We start from the raw sequence: 15,247 nt of genomic DNA, 5'->3' as shown, positions 1-15,247 counted from the left end.
TGGAGCCGGGGGCTCGACCGTGGACGGTTAGGGTAGAACAACGGGTGTGAAGAAGCCGACCAAGCGCCAGTGGACCATCATCGCCGTCGTCGCGCTGGTCCTCCTCGCGTGCTTGTGGGGACGCGCCCGGCAGGACGATCAGCACGCCGGCCTGGACGCGGACGGAAAGCAGGCCTGTGACGACTTCGCGGCCGGCTACCCCAAGGCGAAGACGAAGGCCGAGCGGCTGACGCTGGCCGACAAGGTGACCGCGTCGTCGGGCAAGACCGACAACAAGGAGATCCAGCAGAAGGCGGCCGACATGGGCACCGCGGCGTCGGCCGGCGGCTCCGCATGGACGTCGAGCGCCGCCGCCCTCAAGACGGCGTGCCAGAACGCGGGGTGGACCGCCCCATAGCGGCCGCCATCGCGTCCATGACCGCCCGCCAGTGACGGCGCTGCCGCTCGCGCTCCTCCGGCCCGGTCAGCCGCTCCTGGTGGAACCGGAGGGTGGTCCTGCCGCTCGCCGGGGTGCTGACCGTGACCTGCACGGTGGTGTCGTGGTCCCAGCCCGCGGGCTGCCAGGTGAGCCGGACGCGGTCGCGCTCGTGCCGGCTGCGGAGCTCCCCGGTGGTGCCGCCGGCCGTGCGGTAGGGCCCGCCGTCGAGGGCGGCGCCGTCGCCCAGCCAGATGCGCAGCCCGTCGGCGCCGGTCAGGAAGCGCCAGACGAAGTCGATGTCGTGCGGAAGGGTGCGGGACACGCCGATCTGAAAGCCGGCGTCCTTGGTTTGCCCGATCACGCGCGGCCCCCTCTTCGTTCCCCACCCGTTGACTGGGTGGGGAACACACTAGGCGAGGGGTACGACATCTTCGCTCCCCGGTCCACAGGGCAGCTCATCCGACCTCGCCCAGACTCAGCTCGAGGACGTGCCTGGCCTCGCCCGCCCCGAAGTACGCGGGATCGAAGGCGACCTCCACGAATCCCAGGGCATGCCAGATCCGCTCCGAGGCCAGGTTCCCGGGCGCGACCGTGCACCGCACCCGCGTCATCCCCCGCGAAGCGCACCGCCGCAGCGTCTCCACCACGAGCGCCCGGCCGATCCCGCGCTTGCGGAACGACCCCTCGACCGCGACCGACAGGATCCAGCCGAGGGCGGGGTCAACGGACCGCGCGGCCAGCGCATACCCCACGACGTCCGGCTCACAGGCCACTACCATCAACGAATCCGACAATCCAGAAATTGCCGGAGTGTGACCGGATGGTAGCCGGGGGCGCCGAAGGCGGAACGCTCCAGGAGCGCGATCCGGTCCAGGTCGGCGCGGCCGGCCGCGCGGATCATGCCTCGGCGACGTCCGCGACGATGACGGTGACGTTGTCGGGCGCGCCGTTCTCGAGCGTGCGGTGCACCAGCTCGGCCGCGGCCGTCTTGCGGTCGGCGTTGGCCAGCAGAGTCTGCAGGATCACGCTGTCCTCCACATAGTCGGACAGGCCGTCGCTGCACAGCAGGAAACGGTCGCCGGGGCGCACCGGGACCATGCGGCCGGCCGGGCGGAACGGGCCGCCCTGCACGGCCTGCGTCACCAGCGCGCGCTGCGGGTGGCGGCGGGCGTCGTCGGGGGTCAGCACGCCCTGGTCGACCAGCGCCTGCACGTACGTGTCGTCCTTGGTGATCTGGGTGAGCTCCCCGTCGCGTACCAGATAACACCGCGAGTCACCGACGTTGAGCGCCGCCATGCGGTCGCCGGAGAGCAGCAGCGCGGTGACCGTCGTGCCCATGCCGTCGCGGGCGTCGTCGTCGGCCACGGCGGCCTCGATGCGCTCGTTCGCGGTCTGCAGCGCGGCGATCAGGTCCTGCAGCGGCTCGCCGGTGTCCGGCATCTCGTCGACCACGCCCAGCGCCTGCACCAGGATGTCGCTGGCCAGCTCGCCGGCGGGCAGCCCGCCCATGCCGTCCGCGACCACGAGGAGGCGGTTCCCGACGAATACCGCGTCTTCGTTGTTGGACCGTACGAGTCCCTGGTCGGTGGCGGCGACCGCCCGGACAACAAGCGTCATGTGACAAGACTGCCAAAGGCCGGGGGAGATGTCTCTAGTACCTCCTACGTAGTGTGTGTTGATGATGGCGATGCCGATGGTGGGGCGGGCGCCCGCGGTGGAGGAGCTGCGGCGGGCGTGGTCCCGCGTGCGCGATCGTCGCGAGCCGGTCCCGGTCGTTGTCACCGGTGCGGCCGGAACTGGGAAAAGTACCCTCGTGGCGGCCTTTCTGCGGGCCGCGGGCGAGGCTCCGGCGCTGGCCGGGACGGCCCGGGTGCACTCGCCGGCGCCCTACGACTGGCTGGCGGCGGCGCTGGCCGGGCGCGACACGAGCGGCCTCGGCCTGCCACCGGACGCGCTGGCCTGGCTCGAACAGGACCCGGATGTCCCCCGGGAGCGGTACACTCCCGACGCTCTTCTGCGGATCGCCGTCGCGGCCGTCCGCGCGCTCGTGGGCGACTCCCCGGCCGTCCTGGTCGTCGAGGATCTTCATGCGCTCGATCCGGCCAGCCTCAACCTGGTCGCCGAGCTCGCCACCACCGATCTTCCGGCGCTCCTGGTGGTCACCAGCCAACCGGCGGAGGCGGCCGTCTCGCCTCAGCTGACCGAGCGCACGCTGGCGCGCCTGGGTGGACGGCCGGGCGCGGTGCGGCGACATCTGAGCGGTCTGCTTCCGGCCGAGGTCGGGCAGATTCTCCGGCAGATGTACGGGTCGGAGCAGCCCGATGTCGCGGAGGCCGTCTGGCGGCGGACCGCCGGCAACCCGTACCGGCTCAGTGAGCTGCTCGCCGTCGAGGGCCCGCAGATCCTCAGCGCGTCCCGGGTCGAGCTGACCGCCCGCGAGCGCGAGGTGCTGGGCCTGCTCGCCGAGGGCATGGCCAACAAGCAGATCGCCACGGCGCTGGGCATCTCGGTCCGCACGGTGACCGTCCATGTGTCGAACCTGCTGCGCAAGACGGGCGTCTCCTCGCGTACGGAAGCCGCGCTCTGGGCCCTGAGGGGTGATCATCGAGCGGGGTGGCGCGACAACCCGCGGGCGGCTCGGTCACAATCGTCGGCGTGACGACAGCGATCCATCAGCGCATTGCCTCGGAGCTCGGGGTCCGCGACGGGCAGGTCACCGCCGCGGTCGAGCTGCTCGACGGCGGCGCCACCGTGCCGTTCATCGCCCGCTACCGCAAGGAGGTGACCGGCGCCCTCGACGACACCCAGCTGCGGACGCTCGAGGAGCGCCTCGGCTACCTGCGCGAGCTGGAGGAGCGACGGGCCGCCGTGCTGGAGTCGATCCGCTCGCAGGGCAAGCTCGACGACGCGCTGGAGCAGGCCATCCTCGCCGCCGACTCGAAGGCGCGGCTCGAGGACATCTACCTGCCGTACAAGCCCAAGCGCCGCACCCGCGCCCAGATCGCCCGCGAGGCCGGCCTCGAGCCGCTGGCCGACCAGCTCCTCGGCGACCCCACGCTCGACCCGCGTGCGGTTTCCAAGAGTTTCGTCGACGCCGAGAAGGGTGTGGCCGACGAGACGGCGGCGCTGGACGGCGCCCGGGCGATCCTGATCGAGCGGTTCGCCGAGGACGCCGACCTCATCGGCGAGCTGCGCGAGCAGATGTGGACCCGGGGGCGGCTGGTCGCCAAGGTGCGCGACGGCAAGCAGACCGAGGGCGCCAAGTTCGCCGACTACTTCGACTTCGCCGAGCCGTACCCGAAGCTCCCCTCGCACCGCATCCTGGCGATGTTCCGCGGCGAGAAGGAGGACGTCCTCGACCTCACCATGGAGCCGCACCCGGAGGAGGACGAGGGCTACTTCGAGGCGCGCATCGCCGGCCGCAACGGCATCTCCGACCAGGGCCGGCCCGGTGACCGCTGGCTTCTCGACACCGTGCGCTGGGCCTGGCGCACCCGCATCCTCATCCATCTGGGTGCGGACCTGCGGGTCCGGCTGTGGCAGGCGGCCGAGGACGAGGCCGTACGCGTCTTCGCCGCCAACCTGCGGGACCTGCTGCTCGCGGCCCCGGCCGGCACGCGCACCACGATGGGGCTCGACCCCGGATTCCGTACCGGCGTGAAGGTGGCCGTGGTCGACGCCACCGGCAAGGTCGTCGCCACCGACGTGATCTACCCGCACGTGCCGCAGAACAAGTGGGACGAGGCGATCCACCGGCTGGCCGCGCTCGCGTCGAAGCACCAGGTGGATCTGATCGCGATCGGCAACGGCACCGCGTCCCGCGAGACCGACAAGCTGGCCGGCGAGCTGATCAAGCGGCACCCCGAGGCCAAGCTGACCAAGGTGATGGTCTCCGAGGCGGGTGCGTCGGTCTACAGCGCTTCGGCGTACGCGGCGCAGGAGCTCCCGGGCATGGACGTCTCCCTGCGCGGGGCCGTCTCGATCGCCCGCCGCCTGCAGGACCCGCTGGCCGAGCTGGTGAAGATCGACCCGCGCTCGATCGGCGTCGGGCAGTACCAGCACGACCTCTCCGAGTCGAAGCTGTCGAAGTCGCTGGACGCGGTGGTCGAGGACTGTGTGAACGCGGTCGGCGTGGACGTGAACACGGCCTCGGCGCCGCTGCTCACCCGGGTGTCCGGGATCGGCGCCGGCCTGGCCGAGAACATCGTGCTGCACCGCGACGCGAACGGCCCGTTCCGTACCCGCAACGAGATCAAGAAGGTCGCCCGGCTCGGGCCCAAGGCGTTCGAGCAGTGCGCCGGCTTCCTGCGCATCCCGGACGGCGACGACCCGCTCGACTCCTCGGCGGTGCACCCGGAGTCGTACCCGGTGGTGCGCACGATCCTGGAGAGCGCCAAGACCGACATCAAGTCGCTGATCGGCAACAGCCCGCTGCTGCGCGCGCTGCGGCCCGAGCAGTTCGTCACCGACACCGTCGGCCTGCCGACCGTGACCGACATCCTGCGCGAGCTGGACAAGCCGGGCCGTGACCCGCGGCCGGAGTTCACCACGGCGACGTTCGCCGAGGGCGTGGAGAAGATCGCCGACCTCAAGCCGGGCATGGTGCTCGAGGGCGTGGTGACCAACGTGGCGGCGTTCGGCGCGTTCGTCGACGTCGGCGTGCACCAGGACGGACTGGTCCACGTGTCGGCGCTCTCGCACAACTTCGTGAAGGATCCCCGAGAGGTCGTCAAATCGGGCGATGTCGTGAAAGTTCGGGTGGTGGAGGTCGACGAGATCCGGAAGCGGATCTCGCTGACGATGCGCCTCACCGACGAGCCGGCCCAGCGTCGGCCCCGCGAGGACGGCCGTCCGGGCCAGCAACGCCAGGGCGGTGGGCAGCCGCGCCAGGGCGGTGGTCAGCCGCGCCAGGGAGGCGGTGAGCCGCGCCAGGGAGGCGGCCAGTCGCGCCAAGGTGCGGGCCAGGGTGCCGGCGGTCAGGGCGGCGACCAGCGGGGTCAGGGCGGCCCCGGGCAGGGCGGTCCTGGGCATGGCGGCGGGCAGGGCGGCCAGCGCGGCGGCCAAGGCGGCGGCCAGCGCGGCGGCGGTCAGGGCGGCGGCCAGCGCGGCGGCGGTCAGGGCGGCGGCCAGCGAGGCGGCGGTCAGGGCGGCAGTGGTCGTCCTGGCGGCGGCCAGCGGCAGGGCGGCGGCGGTGGCGGTCAGCGTCAGGGAGCGCCGGTCAACGACGCGATGGCCGACGCGCTACGACGGGCCGGCCTGATCAAGGACTGAGGAGTGAGGACCGCCCGGCGCGACGCGCCGGGCGGTCCCGATGAAGCAATCGTTCGCCAAACCCCGGCTGCGGCCGGGTGGTCTTCCCCGGCGCCGTTCGGACCCACCACCCCGTGACCGCGACACGGCGCCCGAGGCCACCAGACTAGGTTCCTAGGATGCCGAAGCGCGCGACCGAAGCACGGGACAGACCGCTGAGCACGCGACGGGCTCAGTTCGGGCCGAGACCCCAGATGCGGACGTTGCTGAAGGCCACCTCGTACGGCCCCTTCTGCGGCACGCCCCGCTCGGTGTAGACGCCCAGCAGCACCTTTCCGCCGGCGATCGACGGGTCGTTCAGCCCGACCGAGCCCAGCGTCGTGCCGTCGCGCTCTACCTCTACCTCGGGACCGGTCGCGCGCAGGCCGATCTCGGTCGGGGCGGCGCCGACCACCAGCGGCCGCTCGAGCGGGAAGCTACGGATCGTGGTGACGCCGCCGTCCTGCTTGTGGGTGCCGACGAAGATGGTGTTCGCGCAGACGCGGATCAGGTAGCCGCGCCACGGCACGAAACGGAACCAGATGCCGGCGCAGCTGTTCGGGGTGCGCAGCTGCACGCCGACCTGGACGTGCACGTCGGCCGGTACGTCGTCGGCCGGGCCGGAGCAGCGGTAGAGGCCCTTCTCCTCGCGGTGGGCGACCAGCGCGCCGCCGGTGAACGAGCACTGCGCCTTCTCGGCCGGCAGGTCCTTGGGCTGCCAGTAGCGCGGCTTGCTCAGCGCGTCGTCGATGATCAGCCGCTCGTCGGGACTGACCGGGGTGACCGGCGCCGGGCCGACCGCGTCGGCGGGGCTGCCGGGCGGGTGGCCGAGGAGGACCATGACGGCCCCGGCCACCACGGCGAGGATCAGCGCGGCGATCGCCACCGGCAGGAACCAGCGGCGGGCCGGCTCGGGCGGCGGCGGGCCGGGCAGCGGCGCCGGCATCTCCGAGATCGGCACCGTGATGATCGAGTTCTCGTCGTAGCCGACCAGGCCGGCCGGCACCTTCACGCCGGTCACCGCCTGCGCCTCGGCGGCGGCCGCGCGCAGGTCGGGCTGCTCGGCCAGGGCGGCGGTGGCGGCCGGGCGGGCCGGGCCGGTGACCAGCAGGTCGAGCAGCTCGCGGGCGCTCGGCCGGTTGGCCGGCTCCTTCTCCAGCGCGTGCGCGACCAGGTCACGCAGCGGCTTGCCGAGGCCCTTGAGGTCGGGCGGCTGGGTCAGGATGCGGACGGCGGTGGCGGTGGGGTTGTCGGCGGCGAAGGGGGTGCGGCCGGTTCCCGCGTACGCGACGACGCCGCCCCAGGCGAAGACGTCGGCGGCCGGGGTGAGCGGCGCGTCGGTGTCGCCGAACCGCTCCGGCGCCATGTACGCCACCGTGCCCACCATCTGGTCGGCCGCCGTGTTCCCGCCGGTCGCCTCCATGTGCCGGGCGATCCCGAAGTCGATCACCTTGGGGGAGCCGGGCGCGAGCAGCACGTTACGCGGCTTGAGGTCGCGGTGGATCACGCCGGCGCCGTGGATGGCGGTCAGCGCGGTGGCCACGCCGATCGCGACGCTGTGCAGGTTGGCCGACGTGAGCGGCCCGCGCTCCTCGACGACGTGGGCCAGGGTCGGGCCGTCGACGTACTCCACGACCAGGTAGGGCCGTTCGTGGTCGGGGTCGGCGTCGAGCACCTCGGCCGTGCAGAACGGCGGGACCTGCCGGGCCCGCTCGACCTCGCTGCGGAAGCGGCGGCGGAACTCGTCGTCGGGGGCCAGGTCGGCGCGGACCACCTTCACCGCGACGAGCACACCCCCGGGCGTACGCGCGAGGTAGACCGTGCCCATGCCGCCCTCGCCGAGGCGGCCGACGATCTCGTACTCCCCGAGGGCGCGCGGATCGTGCGGGCGCAGTGGCTCCGTCTGATCCGCCGGCATGAAAAGTCCCCGTCCCCCCGAACTTGGCGGGGTCACTCTATCCGGCCCCCGCACCTGCGGCGAATACCCTCCCGGCAGGTCGTGGCCGAACCGAGTCATGCTGGACACCATGGACGATCGCCTCGCCGTCGCGCCCGTGGTCCCGCGTTTCGCCGCGGCGATCCGGGAGCCGGCCGGGGTGACCGCCTTCTATGCCGGCGGCTCGATCGGGTCCGGCGACTACCGGCCCGGCATCAGCGATCTCGACCTGGTCGCGGTGCTCGCCGCGCCGCTCACCCGGGCCCGCCGCGCGCGTCTGCGGGCCGTGCACCGCACGATCGGGGCGGCCAAGCTGCATTGCGCCTACGTCCCGGTGGAGGAGATCGCCGAGATCTCGCGCAAGCATGTGAACTGGGCGCACGAGAAGATGTTCCGCCGTCCGCTGAGCGGCATCGCCCGCGCCGAGCTCCACCAGTTCGGCGTCACCGTCTACGGTCCGCCGCCGGCCGATCTCGTCCCGGTGATGAGCCACGAGGGACTGGCCGAGGCGGCCCGGGTCGAGCTGCGCGGCTACTGGACGCGCGCGGTCCGCCGGGCCCGGGTGTGGCGCACCGACCTGCACGTCGACCTGGGGCTCACCACGGTCTCGCGGGCGGACGTCACGATCGCGACCGGTCGCCTGATCACCAAGCGGGAGGCGATCGAGCGACTGCCGTCGCTGGGCGTCCCCGAGCCGCTGGCCGACGAGATCCGCCGGCGGCGGGCGGGGGAGAAGGTCGCGCTCACCGAGGCCGAGATCCGCGATCGGGCGGTCCTGGTTCGTCGCCTCATGCGGGACAACCTCGAAAAGCTCCTCTAAGACCGTTTGTACGCATAAATCCGCACCCAGTCGGTGTGCATGACGACCTTGGCCGGGGTGGCCTTGGTCCGGCACTCGACGAACTTGTCGCAGCCCTGGTCGAACTGGATGGCCAGGTGCATCGGCGACGTGGTCGGCACCAGGTGCAGGGGCGCCGTCCTCGCGTCCAGCCCGACGGTCCACTGCTTCCTGCCGTCGAGGTAGAAGGTCACGTGGTCGGGCAGCCAGTCCACGCTCATCACGTGCCACTGCGTGAAGTCGGCGTACGTGGTGTGCCCGAGCCGGTCGTTGTTCGCATGGTTGTGCACGAAGCTGTTGGTCGACTGCCGGGAGCCGCGGTTGACCTCCGAGATGTCGATCTCCCCGTCCTCCGGCCACTTCTCCGACTGCGGCCAGAGCAGCACGATCGCCGAGTAGCCCGACCCCTTGTCGACGCGGAAGCAGACGTCCGCATGCGCGTACATCAGGTTGGTGTTGCTGGAGATCCCGCCCGAGACGTCCTTGCCGTCCGGGCCGGCGCCGCCGGTCAGCCGCAGCTCGCCGCCGGCGACGGTGACCCGGGCGGGGTCGCGTGGCACATGCCCGTCCGGATCGTTGTAGATCGACCACTTGCTCGTGTCGAGGGTCGTGCCGTCGAAGTCCTCGGCGACCCGGAGCGGCCCCCACCCGGCCGGAGCGGTGGGCTCCGCGCAGCGCGGCCCGGTTCCCGGCGACGTCGTGGCGGCCGAGGCGGCCGGAGCGGTGCGGGCGCCGGTGGCCCACTGCGCCTCGGAGCCCGACTCGTGCCCGGCGCAGGCGGTCAGACCGAAGGCGCCGAGCACACAGACGCCGAGCATCGCGCTCACGACGCCGACCGTCGCGGCGAACGCCCAGCGCGACGAGGCCGACATCAGATCAACAGAATATCCTCGGCCCATGCTCATCACGACGGAACGGCTCGTGCTGCGGCGGTTCCGGGCCGCCGACGCGCCGGTGCTCGCCGCGTACCGCTCCGATCCCGCCGTCGCCCGCTACCAGTCCTGGGACGCGCCCTTCCCGCTGCTGCGCGCGGAGACCGCGGTGGCCAACTTCATGGCCTCCGACCCGGCCAAGGCCGGCTGGTTCCAGTACGCGATCGAGCGCACCGCCGGCCGGCAGCTGATCGGCGACGTGGCCGTCCACCTGCACGACAACCTGCTGCAGGCGGAGGTCGGCTTCACCCTGGCGGCCGAGCACCAGAAGCAGGGCTACGCCACCGAGGCGGTCGGCGCCGTGCTCGACCGCCTGTTCCGCCTCCAGGGCCTGCACAAGGTCACCGGCGAGTGCGACGCCCGCAACGCCGCGTCGGCCGGCCTGATGCGCCGGCTCGGCTTCACGCAGGAGGGCCACCTGCGCCAGCAGACGTACATCAAGGGCGAGTGGACCGACGACCTGATCTTCGGTCTGCTCGCGGCGGAGTGGCTCGCCCGGGAATGACGCCGGGCGGCCACCCGCCGCTCACCTCGGTGTGGTGTAGTGCCCCTCACCCGGCTCCGGTCAGCCGCGGTGGCGTAGCCAGACCGCGCCCAGCGGCGGCACCCGCAGCGAGACCGAGGCGTTGAAGCCGTGCCAGGGCAGGTCCTCGGCCTCCACCTGGCCGAGGTTGCCGACGCCGCTGCCGCCGTAGAGCTCGCTGTCGGTGTTGACGACCTCGTCCCAGCGGCCGGTCCGGGGGAGACCGATGCGGTATCCCTCGAACGGCACGGCGGCGAAGTTCACCACGCAGGCCAGCGTGTCCCCGTTCGGCGCGAAGCGTACGAACGAGAAGGTGTTGTGTTGTGAGTCCTCGCTGGTGATCCAGCGGAAGCCGGACGGCGAGGTGTCCTGGGTCCAGATCGCCGGCGTCTCCCGGTAAACCCGGTTGAGGTCCTGGACCAGGTTCTTCACCCCGCCGTAAGCGGGGTTCTCGAGCAGCCCCCAGTCGAGGCCGCGCTCCTCGCTCCACTCGCGCATGTCGGCCATCTCGCTGCCCATGAACAGCAGCTGCTTGCCGGTGAACGCCCACATGAAGGCCAGCAGCGCACGGGTGTTGGCCAGCTTCTGCCACTCGTCGCCGGGCATCTTGCCGGCCAGCGAGCCCTTGCCGTGCACGACCTCGTCGTGGCTGATCGGCAGGATGTAGTTCTCGCTCCAGGCGTAGACCGTGGCGAACGTCATCTGGTGGTGGTGCCACTGCCGGTAGATCGGCTCCTTGGTCATGTAGGTCAAGGTGTCGTTCATCCAGCCCATGTTCCACTTGAAGCCGAAGCCGAGACCGCCCAGGTGGGTGGGGCGGGTGACGCCGGGCCAGGCGGTGGACTCCTCGGCGATGGTGACCACGCCGGGGTTGTTCTTGTAGACTGTCGCGTTCATCTCCTGCAGGAAGCTGATCGCGTCCAGGTTCTCCCGGCCGCCGTACTGGTTCGGCGTCCACTCGCCGTCCTTGCGCGAGTAGTCGAGGTAGAGCATCGAGGCCACCGCGTCGACCCGCAGGCCGTCGGCGTGGAACTCCTCGCACCAGTAGAGCGCGTTGGCGACCAGGAAGTTGCGCACCTCCTTGCGGCCGAAGTCGAAGACGTACGTGCCCCAGTCCGGGTGCTCGCCGCGCCGCCAGTCGCCGTGCTCGTAGAGCGGCGTGCCGTCGAACCGGGCCAGCGCCCACTCGTCCTTCGGGAAGTGCGCCGGCACCCAGTCGAGGATCACGCCGATCCCGGCCTGGTGCAGCTTGTCGACCAGGTGACGGAACTCGTCGGGGTTGCCGAAGCGGGACGTCGGGGCGAAGTAGCCGGTGACCTGGTAGCCCCACGAGCCGCCGAACGGGTGCTCCATCACCGGCATCATCTCGACGTGCGTGAAGCCCATCTCGACCACGTACTCGACGAGCTGGTCGGCCAGCTCGACGTAGGACAGGCCGGGCTTCCACGAGCCGAGGTGCACCTCGTAGATGCTCATCGGCTCCTGGTGCCACTGCTTCGAGGCGCGCTCGCGCATCCAGGTGGCGTCGTTCCACTCGTACCCGGAGGCGAACACGACCGACGCCGTCGCCGGCGGCACCTCGGTGTGCTGGGCCAGCGGGTCGGCGTGCTCGCGCCACACACCGTCCCGGCCCAGGATCTTGAACTTGTACTTCGAACCGGGATGCGCGTTCGGGACGTAGATCTCCCACACGCCGCTCGAGCCGAGCGAGCGCATGGGCCATCCGTCGTACGCGTTCCAGCCCGTGAAGTCGCCGATCACCTGCACGCCGCGGGCACTCGGCGCCCACACCGCGAAGCCGACGCCCGTGCCGCGCGGCTGCGCGCCCAGCACCCGCCAGAGCTTCTCGTGCCGGCCCTCGCCGATCAGGTGCAGGTCGAGCTCGCCGAGCGTCGGCAGGTGCCGGTACGGGTCGTCGCACTCGGTGCCGTCGACGTCGAGCCGGTAGTCCAGGACGGTGCCCGGCAGCTCGGCCGCGAAGATGCCGGCGTCGTGCACCTTGACCATCTCGGTCCGCTCGCCGTCGTGGATCACCGACACCTTCTCGGCGCCCTTGCGCAGCGTGCGGACCACCGTGCGGTCGCCGACGGGGTGCGCGCCGAGGATGGCGTGCGGATCATGGGTGTCGCCGGCCACCACGCCGTTCATGGCGCGCTGGTCGGCGGCGAGCGAGGAGGCGGGGTGGCCGATCACGGAGTTGCTCCTTAGGAAGAGGTCTTGCCGACCAGCCGGCTGATCGACCGCAGCGGGATGCGCAGCCAACCGGGCCGGTGCCGGGCTTCGTATGCGGCCTCGTAGACCGCCTTGTCCAGCTCGTACGCCGCGAGCAGCGCGGCCTGGTCACGCGGGTCGGACCCGGAGGCGTGGGCGTAACCGTCGCAGAACGCGTTCCGGTTGCGGTCCACCCACTCCCGGGCCCGGGCGGCCAGATGCTCGTCGTCGTCCGAGTCGACCAGCAACTGGTAGGCCGCGTACTCGTAGGAACGCAGCACCCCGGCGATGTCCCGCAGCGGCGAGTCCGGCATCCGGCGCTCGTCGAGCGGCACCCCGGGCTCGCCCTCGAAGTCGATCAGCAGCCAGGCCGCGGGCGTGCGCAGCACCTGACCGAGATGCAGGTCGCCGTGCACGCGCTGGACCGTGACCTGCGTGCCGTCCAGCGCCCGGAACTGGGCCTCGATGGTCGGCACGTACTGCTGGATCTCGCTGACCGCGCCCGCGTTCTGCCGCAGCCGGGCCAGCACCGCGTCGAGCGGGAACGGCGCCGGGCCGGAGCCGAGCTCCTCGGCCAGGTCGGCGTGCACCGACGCGACCGCCTCGCCCAGCCGGTAGGACTCGCCCTGGAAGTCGCCGCCGACCTCACCGGCGCCCATCTCGGCGTCGGCGAACAGGTCGCGGGCCGACGCGGTGGCCATCGCCCAGCCCTCGGCCGAGTTGGCCGCGTACTGGGTGACCATGCCCAGCGGCGACGGCTCGCCGCTCTCGGTGGTCTCGAACGAGCCGAGCAGCTTCGCCACGTGCTGGTTGCCGCGGCGGCCGAGCACCCGGTTGAGCTCGATGTCGGGGTTGATGCCGCTGGCGACCCGGCGGAAGACCTTGAGGATCGCCTCCTGGCCGAAGATCACGCTGGTGTTGCTCTGCTCGGCGTCGAACACCCGGGGGTAGTCGTCCTCGTCCGGGAACTCGGCGCCGGGCTCGGGCTCGAACACCACGTCCCCGATCGTGCCGCCGTTCTGCACCAGCGAGAGCAGGTACCGGGCGGCGCCCTGGTCGTAGAGCGCGTCGTAGCCCGTCCGGTTGTCGTCGGTGCCGATCGTGGCCACGCTCGAGAACTCGGCGATCGGCCCGTTGTCCCAGGCGACGATGACCTGGTAACGCTCCGAGCTGCCGTCGGTGTACTCGACGTCGATCAGCACGAGATCGAGATTGTCGCCGAGCTTGGTCGACGACGCCTCCTTGACGGACGACAGGGTGCGGGCCTTGCCCGCGTACCAGCGTTGCTGCGGCAGCCACTCGGCGAAGGGCAACGTCATTGCTTCTCCTCGGACCTGCACAGCTGGAACCAGTAGAAGCCGTGCCCGGGGAGGGTCAAGAGGTACGGCAACTGGCCGATCCGCGGGAAGTTCACGTGCCCGGTCAGCTCGACCGGCGTGTACCCGTTCCAGTGCTGCAGGTTGAGCTCGATCGGTTGCGGGAAACGCGACAGGTTGTTCACGCAGAGAACCACGTCGTCGCCGTTCTCGCGCAGGTAGGCCAGCACCGACGGGTTGGATCCGCCGAGCTCGCGGAACGTGCCGACGGCGAACGCCTCGTGCCGGCGTCGCACCGCCAGCATCGTACGCGTCCAGTTCAGCAGCGACGTCGAGCTGTCGCGCTGGGCCTCCACGTTCACCGACTGGTAGCCGTAGACCGGGTCCTGGTTGGCCGGCAGGTAGAGCCGCCCGGGGTTCGCCGTCGAGAAGCCGGCGTTGCGGTCGGGGGTCCACTGCATCGGCGTACGGACACCGTCGCGGTCGCCCAGCCAGATGTTGTCGCCCATGCCGATCTCGTCGCCGTAGTAGAGGACCGGCGAGCCGGGCAGCGACAGCAGCAGGGCGGTGAACAGCTCGATCTGGTTGCGGTCGTTCTCCAGCAGCGGGGCGAGCCGCCGGCGGATGCCCACGTTGGCCTTCATCCGCGGGTCCTTGGCGTACTCCGAGTACATGTAGTCGCGCTCTTCGTCGGTGACCATCTCGAGCGTCAGCTCGTCGTGGTTGCGCAGGAAGATGCCCCACTGGCAGTTGTCCGGGATGGCCGGCGTCTGTGCCAGGATCTCCGAGATCGGGAAGCGCGACTCACGCCGCACCGCCATGAAGATGCGCGGCATGAGCGGGAAGTGGAACGCCATGTGGCACTCGTCGCCGCCCGAGCGCGGGTCGCCGAAGTACTCGACCACGTCGGCCGGCCACTGGTTGGCCTCGGCCAGCAGCACCCGGCCCGGGAACTCGTCGTCGATCACCTTGCGGCAGTGCTTGAGGAACGCGTGCGTCTCCGGCAGGTTCTCGCCGTTGGTGCCCTCCCGCTCGTACAGATAGGGGACCGCGTCCAGCCGGAAGCCGTCGATGCCGAGGTCGAGCCAGAAGCGCAGGACGTCGAGCATCGCCTCCTGCACGGCCGGGTTGTCGTAGTTGAGGTCGGGCTGGTGGGAGAAGAACCGGTGCCAGAAGAACTGCCGCCGCACCGGGTCGAACGTCCAGTTCGACTCCTCGGTGTCCACGAAGATCACCCGGGCGTCCTGGTACTTCTCGCTGGTGTCGCTCCATACATAGAAATCGCCGTACGGCCCGTCGGGGTCACGGCGTGACTCCTGGAACCACGCGTGCTGGTCACTCGTGTGGTTCATGACGAGGTCGGTGATCACCCGGATGCCGCGCTTGTGCGCCGCGTCGAGCAGGGCCACGAAGTCCTCGACCGTGCCGAACTCGGGCAGCACCCGGTAGAAGTCGCTGATGTCGTAGCCGCCGTCGCGCAGCGGCGACTGGTAGAACGGCGGCAGCCAGAGGCAGTCGACGCCGAGCCACTGCAGGTAGTCGAGGCGCTCGATCAGGCCGCGCAGGTCGCCCGAGCCGTCCGAGCTGGAGTCGTAGAACGCCCGGACCAGCACCTCGTAGAAGACGGCCCGCTGGAACCAGGTCGAGTCGGCGGGAAGCGTGCGGGCATGACCGAAGTCCTCGGCGGTGGGGTGCTCGACCACACCGTCCTCGACGTGGCTGCCCTCGGCCGGATCGTGCTCGGCCGCCGGTTCGAGATCGTTCGTCAGGTCCATCGAATCCCC

13 protein-coding genes are annotated in these 15,247 nt (G+C 71.3%); 5 read left to right on the top strand and 8 right to left on the bottom strand.

The window, feature by feature from the left end:
• The first annotated feature begins 46 nt into the window (after positions 1-46).
• Positions 47-397 (top strand): hypothetical protein, encoded by a 351-nt coding sequence (locus ACQP2F_RS29215; protein WP_433292894.1) that lies wholly within the window; start codon positions 47-49, stop codon positions 395-397.
• Here ACQP2F_RS29215 and ACQP2F_RS29210 read toward each other — a convergent pair.
• The 3 genes from ACQP2F_RS29210 to ACQP2F_RS29200 all read right to left on the bottom strand — a co-directional run bounded on the left by ACQP2F_RS29210 (position 357) and on the right by ACQP2F_RS29200 (position 2,035).
• Entirely contained in the window at positions 357-779 is a 423-nt protein-coding gene (locus ACQP2F_RS29210; RefSeq protein WP_433292892.1) for an SRPBCC family protein, read from the bottom strand. The genes ACQP2F_RS29215 and ACQP2F_RS29210 overlap by 41 nt on opposite strands.
• A 94-nt stretch (positions 780-873) precedes the next feature.
• Positions 874-1,197, bottom strand: a complete 324-nt coding sequence (locus ACQP2F_RS29205; RefSeq protein WP_433292891.1) for a GNAT family N-acetyltransferase — start codon at positions 1,195-1,197, stop codon at positions 874-876.
• Between the two features lie 118 nt (positions 1,198-1,315).
• Positions 1,316-2,035, bottom strand: coding sequence for a PP2C family protein-serine/threonine phosphatase (locus ACQP2F_RS29200; RefSeq protein ID WP_433292889.1), 720 nt, complete (start codon positions 2,033-2,035; stop codon positions 1,316-1,318).
• 61 nt (positions 2,036-2,096) lie between these two features.
• Between ACQP2F_RS29200 and ACQP2F_RS29195 the strand changes: the two genes are divergently transcribed.
• Both ACQP2F_RS29195 and ACQP2F_RS29190 read left to right on the top strand, forming a co-directional pair.
• Positions 2,097-3,077: a LuxR C-terminal-related transcriptional regulator gene (locus ACQP2F_RS29195; RefSeq protein ID WP_433292887.1), complete on the top strand. Its 981-nt coding sequence runs from the start codon at positions 2,097-2,099 to the stop codon at positions 3,075-3,077.
• Positions 3,074-5,689, top strand: a complete 2,616-nt coding sequence (locus tag ACQP2F_RS29190; protein ID WP_433292886.1) for a Tex family protein — start codon at positions 3,074-3,076, stop codon at positions 5,687-5,689. The genes ACQP2F_RS29195 and ACQP2F_RS29190 overlap by 4 nt, the downstream gene beginning before the upstream one ends.
• A gap of 211 nt (positions 5,690-5,900) precedes the next feature.
• On the opposite strand, the gene ACQP2F_RS29185 is transcribed toward ACQP2F_RS29190, so the two are convergent.
• Complete coding sequence (locus tag ACQP2F_RS29185) at positions 5,901-7,625, bottom strand: serine/threonine protein kinase (protein ID WP_433292884.1); 1,725 nt, start codon at positions 7,623-7,625, stop codon at positions 5,901-5,903.
• A gap of 109 nt (positions 7,626-7,734) precedes the next feature.
• Between ACQP2F_RS29185 and ACQP2F_RS29180 the strand changes: the two genes are divergently transcribed.
• Positions 7,735-8,463 carry a nucleotidyltransferase domain-containing protein gene (locus ACQP2F_RS29180; RefSeq protein ID WP_433292882.1) on the top strand — a complete coding sequence of 243 codons (729 nt, stop codon included), beginning with the start codon at positions 7,735-7,737 and terminating at the stop codon, positions 8,461-8,463.
• Here ACQP2F_RS29180 and ACQP2F_RS29175 read toward each other — a convergent pair.
• Positions 8,460-9,353 carry a glycoside hydrolase family 16 protein gene (locus tag ACQP2F_RS29175; RefSeq protein WP_433292880.1) on the bottom strand — a complete coding sequence of 298 codons (894 nt, stop codon included), beginning with the start codon at positions 9,351-9,353 and terminating at the stop codon, positions 8,460-8,462. The genes ACQP2F_RS29180 and ACQP2F_RS29175 overlap by 4 nt on opposite strands.
• 25 nt (positions 9,354-9,378) lie before the next feature.
• Between ACQP2F_RS29175 and ACQP2F_RS29170 the strand changes: the two genes are divergently transcribed.
• The gene (locus ACQP2F_RS29170; protein ID WP_433292878.1) at positions 9,379-9,918 is read left to right on the top strand and encodes a GNAT family N-acetyltransferase; all 540 of its coding nucleotides are present in this window, start codon (positions 9,379-9,381) and stop codon (positions 9,916-9,918) included.
• Between the two features lie 60 nt (positions 9,919-9,978).
• Here the strand turns inward: ACQP2F_RS29170 and glgB are convergent, their stop codons facing one another.
• The 3 genes from glgB to treS are packed head-to-tail and all read right to left on the bottom strand — an operon-like array spanning position 9,979 to position 15,238.
• Positions 9,979-12,084 carry a 1,4-alpha-glucan branching protein GlgB gene (gene glgB, locus ACQP2F_RS29165; protein ID WP_433307646.1) on the bottom strand — a complete coding sequence of 702 codons (2,106 nt, stop codon included), beginning with the start codon at positions 12,082-12,084 and terminating at the stop codon, positions 9,979-9,981.
• A 56-nt stretch (positions 12,085-12,140) separates the two neighbouring features.
• Positions 12,141-13,466, bottom strand: a complete 1,326-nt coding sequence (locus ACQP2F_RS29160; RefSeq protein WP_433292876.1) for a maltokinase N-terminal cap-like domain-containing protein — start codon at positions 13,464-13,466, stop codon at positions 12,141-12,143.
• Positions 13,463-15,238 carry a maltose alpha-D-glucosyltransferase gene (treS, locus tag ACQP2F_RS29155; RefSeq protein ID WP_433292874.1) on the bottom strand — a complete coding sequence of 592 codons (1,776 nt, stop codon included), beginning with the start codon at positions 15,236-15,238 and terminating at the stop codon, positions 13,463-13,465. Before treS ends, ACQP2F_RS29160 begins: the two co-directional genes overlap by 4 nt.
• Positions 15,239-15,247 lie beyond the last annotated feature (9 nt).

Source organism: Actinoplanes sp. CA-030573 (assembly GCF_050951115.1).
Classification (GTDB): Bacteria; Actinomycetota; Actinomycetes; order Mycobacteriales; family Micromonosporaceae; genus Actinoplanes.
This window is presented reverse-complemented; position numbering and strand designations above follow the sequence as displayed.

Excerpts from the sequence above, each read along its gene's own strand:
- treS (WP_433292874.1), bottom strand. The coding sequence starts at position 15,238 with ATGGACCTGACGAACGATCTCGAACCGGCGGCCGAGCACGATCCGGCC.
- ACQP2F_RS29185 (WP_433292884.1), bottom strand. The coding sequence starts at position 7,625 with ATGCCGGCGGATCAGACGGAGCCACTGCGCCCGCACGATCCGCGCGCC.
- ACQP2F_RS29160 (WP_433292876.1), bottom strand. The coding sequence starts at position 13,466 with ATGACGTTGCCCTTCGCCGAGTGGCTGCCGCAGCAACGCTGGTACGCG.
- glgB (WP_433307646.1), bottom strand. The coding sequence starts at position 12,084 with ATGAACGGCGTGGTGGCCGGCGACACCCATGATCCGCACGCCATCCTC.
- ACQP2F_RS29205 (WP_433292891.1), bottom strand. The coding sequence starts at position 1,197 with ATGGTAGTGGCCTGTGAGCCGGACGTCGTGGGGTATGCGCTGGCCGCG.
- ACQP2F_RS29175 (WP_433292880.1), bottom strand. The coding sequence starts at position 9,353 with ATGTCGGCCTCGTCGCGCTGGGCGTTCGCCGCGACGGTCGGCGTCGTG.
- ACQP2F_RS29180 (WP_433292882.1), top strand. The coding sequence starts at position 7,735 with ATGGACGATCGCCTCGCCGTCGCGCCCGTGGTCCCGCGTTTCGCCGCG.
- ACQP2F_RS29200 (WP_433292889.1), bottom strand. The coding sequence starts at position 2,035 with ATGACGCTTGTTGTCCGGGCGGTCGCCGCCACCGACCAGGGACTCGTA.
- ACQP2F_RS29170 (WP_433292878.1), top strand. The coding sequence starts at position 9,379 with ATGCTCATCACGACGGAACGGCTCGTGCTGCGGCGGTTCCGGGCCGCC.
- ACQP2F_RS29195 (WP_433292887.1), top strand. The coding sequence starts at position 2,097 with ATGATGGCGATGCCGATGGTGGGGCGGGCGCCCGCGGTGGAGGAGCTG.